Genomic DNA, 4,375 nt, shown 5'->3' with positions numbered 1-4,375 from the left:
GGGAAAAGTCTTTTTGATTGATTAGATCTCGACACGTAGCCCGACGGCGAAAATTTTTCTTGTAAATTCAACGTCACCGGAAATCGTCGCCCCGGCGAAAGCCGGGGCCCAGTGTCTTGGGCGAAATGCAAGTCGCTGGGTCCCGGCTTTCGCCGGGACGACGATCCATCAAGCGTTACGGCGAATGGGACGATTTTTTCCCGGACAACAGTGCGCTTTCGCGGGAATGACGGCTGTCTATGGATGGCTGTTGCGAAGGTCGTAGCGTACTTACCTGCTCTTCGCTAACGCACAAGCAGCCCTCCCTGCCGCTGGGGAGGAAGCAAAGCGGCAAATTCATCACCTATGGCTGGCCCAATGCTGACCAGAACCGAAACGGAAATCGCGCCGCGCAGCTTTCATTTCCATCAAGTTTTCCACGCAACTGTATGAACGCACTTGCGGTTCATGCGCGCGGTTGCTTGATGTTTTGGCTCCGGGCCGCTGAAATACCGCAACCCGTCACTGCGTGCAGGCGCTGTGGAGGGCACACTCGCTTCGATTATTCCTCCCTTTGCAGGTCGCGCCTTTCTATGCCAGTACGCATCACCCGTCTGCTCACCGCTGCCCTGATCGGCGCCGGTCTTTCCACTGCTGTGCTCGCTGCGGCCACGCAATCGCTCACATGGCGCGGTGACGTGGTTACCGCCAATAGCGTGGTCAAAGGTGTCGCGAAAGCCTGGCAATCGTCCGGCCATGGTCCGGTGCAGATGCAACCGTTCAATACGGCTTCCGGTCTGGATGCGGTCGCCGGCGGCTCCGCCGACATCGCCGGCAGCGCGCGCCCCAGCTCGGGCAGCGGCACGGATAGCGGGCTTACCTTTACGCCGGTGGCATGGGATGGCCTGGTGTTGATCACGGGCTCCGGCAACCCGGTCAGCAACCTCACGCTGCAGCAGGTGCACGACATCTACTACGGCAAGATCACCAACTGGAAAGACGTTGGCGGCAACGATGCGCCGATCGACGTGTTCGCCGTGGCCAGTCCCGGCGACGGCGTGGAATTCAGCCTGCGCAAGCTGCTGTTCGGCCGCGGCAGCCAGCCGGTGGCGGCGCCGCGCCTGTACGTCAACACCACGCAGCTTGAGCAGTCGGTGGCGCTGGATCCGCGCGGCTTCGGTGTGAGCACGCTGTCGAGCGTAGCCGGCAACCCGAAGATCAAGATGCTGCGCATCGATGGCACGGCGCCGAGCGTTTCCTCTGTCGCCAGCGGCGCGTATCCGTTGTTTGCACCGCTGTACCTGGTGACCAATCCATCGAGCCCGAACGCCGAGCAAGCCAAGGCGTTCGTGGATTTCGCGCTGAGCGACAAGGGGGCGTCGGCGCTGCGTTCGCACTCGCTGGTGCCGTATGACGCCGGCACCACGCTGATCGCGATGGATGCATCGCGCCGCAGCCGCATTTTGGCCGAAGTCGGTGCGCATGCCAGCGCCGAACCCACGCAGATTGCGTCGGCGCCGTCACGTCCTGCCGCGGCACCGTCCGTGGCAGCGGCGCGTCCGGCAACGCCGGCTACGCCGACGCTGGCCAAGGTCAGCGGCAGCGTGCTGACGCCGCCGCCAAGCAGCCTGAAGGGCGTGCGCGGCGATGCGTTCACGCAGATGACCGCCACCGATCGCGGCAGCTTCGCCAAGGTCACCAGCGATGCCTACGTGACCCACGGCAAGGTCGCCGTGGCCAAGGCCAGCACGAAAAACGCCCGCAAGACGTCCAACGTCGCGAGCAAGGCCGAAGGCAGGAAGCGCGTCGCCAGCGTGGATACCAAGCCGGCGCGCAGCTACCGCGTCGCTGCCGGCGAAACGCTGTACTCCATCGCCCGCAAGCATGGCGTGGACGTGGCGCAGATTCGCAGCTGGAACCATTTGAAGGACAATACGGTGCGCACCGGACAGGTGCTGCGCATCGAATCCCGCTGAGTCTTCGCTTCGCTTGCAAATACTCGCCATCACGATCGATCTGGACGACACCCTGTGGCCGGTGATGCCGGCCCTGCAGCGGGCGGATCGCGATCTGGATGACTACCTGCGGCTGCATTACCCGCAGGTAGCCGAAACATGGCCTATTCCCGCACTGCGCGAACTGCGCGCGCTGGTCGCCGCCGAACGCCTCGACCTGGCGCATGATTTCACTGCGCAGCGCTACATCACCATGCAACGCGCGTTCGATGCCTGCGGCATCAGCGAAGCGCCGCTGGATGCGCTGTTTGAAGTTTTCGCCACCGCACGCAATGCGGTGGAACTCTACCCCGATGCCCTGCCCGCGCTGGAACGCCTGCGCGCCGCATTACCCGTGGCCAGCCTGACCAACGGCAACGCCGATCTGGAACGCATCGGCCTGCATCTGCATTTTGCGCATCGCATTTGCGCACGTGACGTGGGCGTGGCGAAGCCCGATGCACGCATCTTTCTTGCTGCGGCCGAGAAGCTGGGCATCGCGCCGGAAAACATCCTGCACGTGGGAGATGATCCGGAGCTGGATGTGGTGGGCGCACGCGAAGCCGGTATGCGCACCGCGTGGATCAATCGCGCGGGGCATCCGTGGCCGGGCACGCTGGGTATCGCGCCGGATCTGGATTTGCGGGATCTGGCCGCGTTGGTGGCGTGGCTGGAGAAACCACTGCCCGCTGCAGGTTTGTAGTTCGCAGGCTGGGATGCAATCCCAGCTTGCTCGAACTCCCCGATGCCGGGATTACATCCCAGCCTACTCACTCTCACCGACGCGCAACATTGGCTCTCTCTTCCAAAAGCGCGCATCATCTGCGGCCAACTCCACGACCCGCGCACACCCAACGCGCGCAAGGCATTGCATGTCCGCCCTGATCACCCAACCCTCCGGCCGCCGTACTGCCACGCCGATCGAAGCCACCGATGCGACGCATCTGTCCAGCTTGCGCAAGCGCTTGAATGCCGCGCAGCGCAACTGGCTGGATGAAAGCGGTTTCGACGGAAAACCCGGCAGCGTATGCCTGGTGCCGGATGCGACCGGCAAGCTGGCGCGCGTGGTGGTCGGCGTGGATCGGCAGGAATCGCTGAGCGCATTGGCAGCCTTGCCACTGCTGCTGCCGACGGCCGAATACACGCTGGCACCGGAAAGCGTGCCGCTGGATCCGCAATTGTCTGCCCTCGGCTGGGCGTTGGGTTGCTATCAATTCACCCGCTATCGCAACGCCAAGCGCCCAGGCTCGCCGCTGGTGGTGGATGCCGCCACCTTGGCCGCGTTGACGCCGCTGGTCGAAGCCACCTATTTCGTGCGCGACCTGGTCAATACGCCGACCGAGGACATGGGTCCCAAGCAGCTCGCCGATCAGGTAAAGCAATTAGGCAAGACCTATAAAGCCAAAGTGCGCGAGTGGGTGGGCGACGAACTGCTGGAAGACAACTTTCCCACCATCCACGCCGTTGGCCGCGCCAGCCATCGGCCGCCGCGCCTGATCGAATTGTCGTGGGGCAAAACCAGCGATCCGAAAGTGGTGCTGGTCGGCAAAGGCGTGTGTTTCGATACCGGCGGCCTGGATCTGAAATCTTCCGACGGCATGCGCTGGATGAAGAAGGATATGGGCGGCGCGGCGCATGCGATGGCGCTGGCCGGCCTGGTGATGGAAGCGAAGCTGCCGGTGCGGCTGACGCTGCTGGTGCCTGCGGTGGAAAACGCGGTGGCCGGCAACGCGATGCGTCCGGGTGAAGTGATCATCACGCGCGGCGGCCACAGCGTGGAAGTCGACAACACGGACGCCGAAGGCCGGTTGATCCTGTGCGACGCACTGGCGTACGCGGCGGAGCAGAAACCCGAGTTGATTGTCGACTTCGCGACGCTCACCGGCGCGGCACGCGTCGCGCTAGGCCCCGATTTGCCGGCCCTGTTCGCCAATGACGATCAGCTGGCCGACGCAGCATTCGCCTGCGGCAATGCCGTTGCTGATCCGCTGTGGCGATTGCCGCTGTGGCGGCCGTATCGCAAGTTGCTGGAGTCGTATCTCGCGGACTTTGCCAATGCGGGCGCATCGCGCCATGCCGGCGCGATTACCGCGGCGCTGTTCATGGAGCGCTTTATTCCGGAAGGCATGCCCTGGCTGCACCTGGATACGTATGCGTGGAACGACGGCGATCGTCCCGGTCGTCCGCGTGGCGGCGAGGCGATGGGCTTGCGAGCCATGTTTGCGTTGCTGAGCAAGCGGTACGGTTGAGTAGTGCCGGGGGCGCCGGTTGGGTTACCCCGGACTTGATCCCTGTCTCTTGATCACATCTTCTTCCAGCTTGCTGATCATGCTCGATAGCTGCAAAAACGCCATAGACCGGTTCCCTCCCCTGCTTGCAGGGGAGGTTAGGGTCAATGCTCC

3 protein-coding genes are annotated in these 4,375 nt (G+C 63.7%); all 3 read left to right on the top strand.

Annotated features, from left to right (window positions below):
* The first annotated feature begins 572 nt into the window (after window positions 1–572).
* The 3 genes from VJR68_RS20825 (at window position 573) to VJR68_RS20815 (ending at window position 4,222) form a co-directional block, all read left to right on the top strand.
* On the top strand, window positions 573–1,955 hold the full coding sequence (locus VJR68_RS20825; RefSeq protein ID WP_324150745.1) for a LysM peptidoglycan-binding domain-containing protein: 1,383 nt from the start codon (window positions 573–575) through the stop codon (window positions 1,953–1,955).
* A gap of 13 nt (window positions 1,956–1,968) precedes the next feature.
* On the top strand, window positions 1,969–2,676 hold the full coding sequence (locus VJR68_RS20820) for an HAD family hydrolase (protein WP_324150744.1): 708 nt from the start codon (window positions 1,969–1,971) through the stop codon (window positions 2,674–2,676).
* Between the two features lie 169 nt (window positions 2,677–2,845).
* Entirely contained in the window at window positions 2,846–4,222 is a 1,377-nt protein-coding gene (locus tag VJR68_RS20815) for a leucyl aminopeptidase family protein (protein ID WP_324150742.1), read from the top strand.
* Window positions 4,223–4,375: the final 153 nt, after the last annotated feature.

The organism is Dyella sp. (assembly GCF_035277725.1).
In the GTDB taxonomy this organism is placed as follows: domain Bacteria; phylum Pseudomonadota; class Gammaproteobacteria; order Xanthomonadales; family Rhodanobacteraceae; genus Dyella_B.
This window is presented reverse-complemented; position numbering and strand designations above follow the sequence as displayed.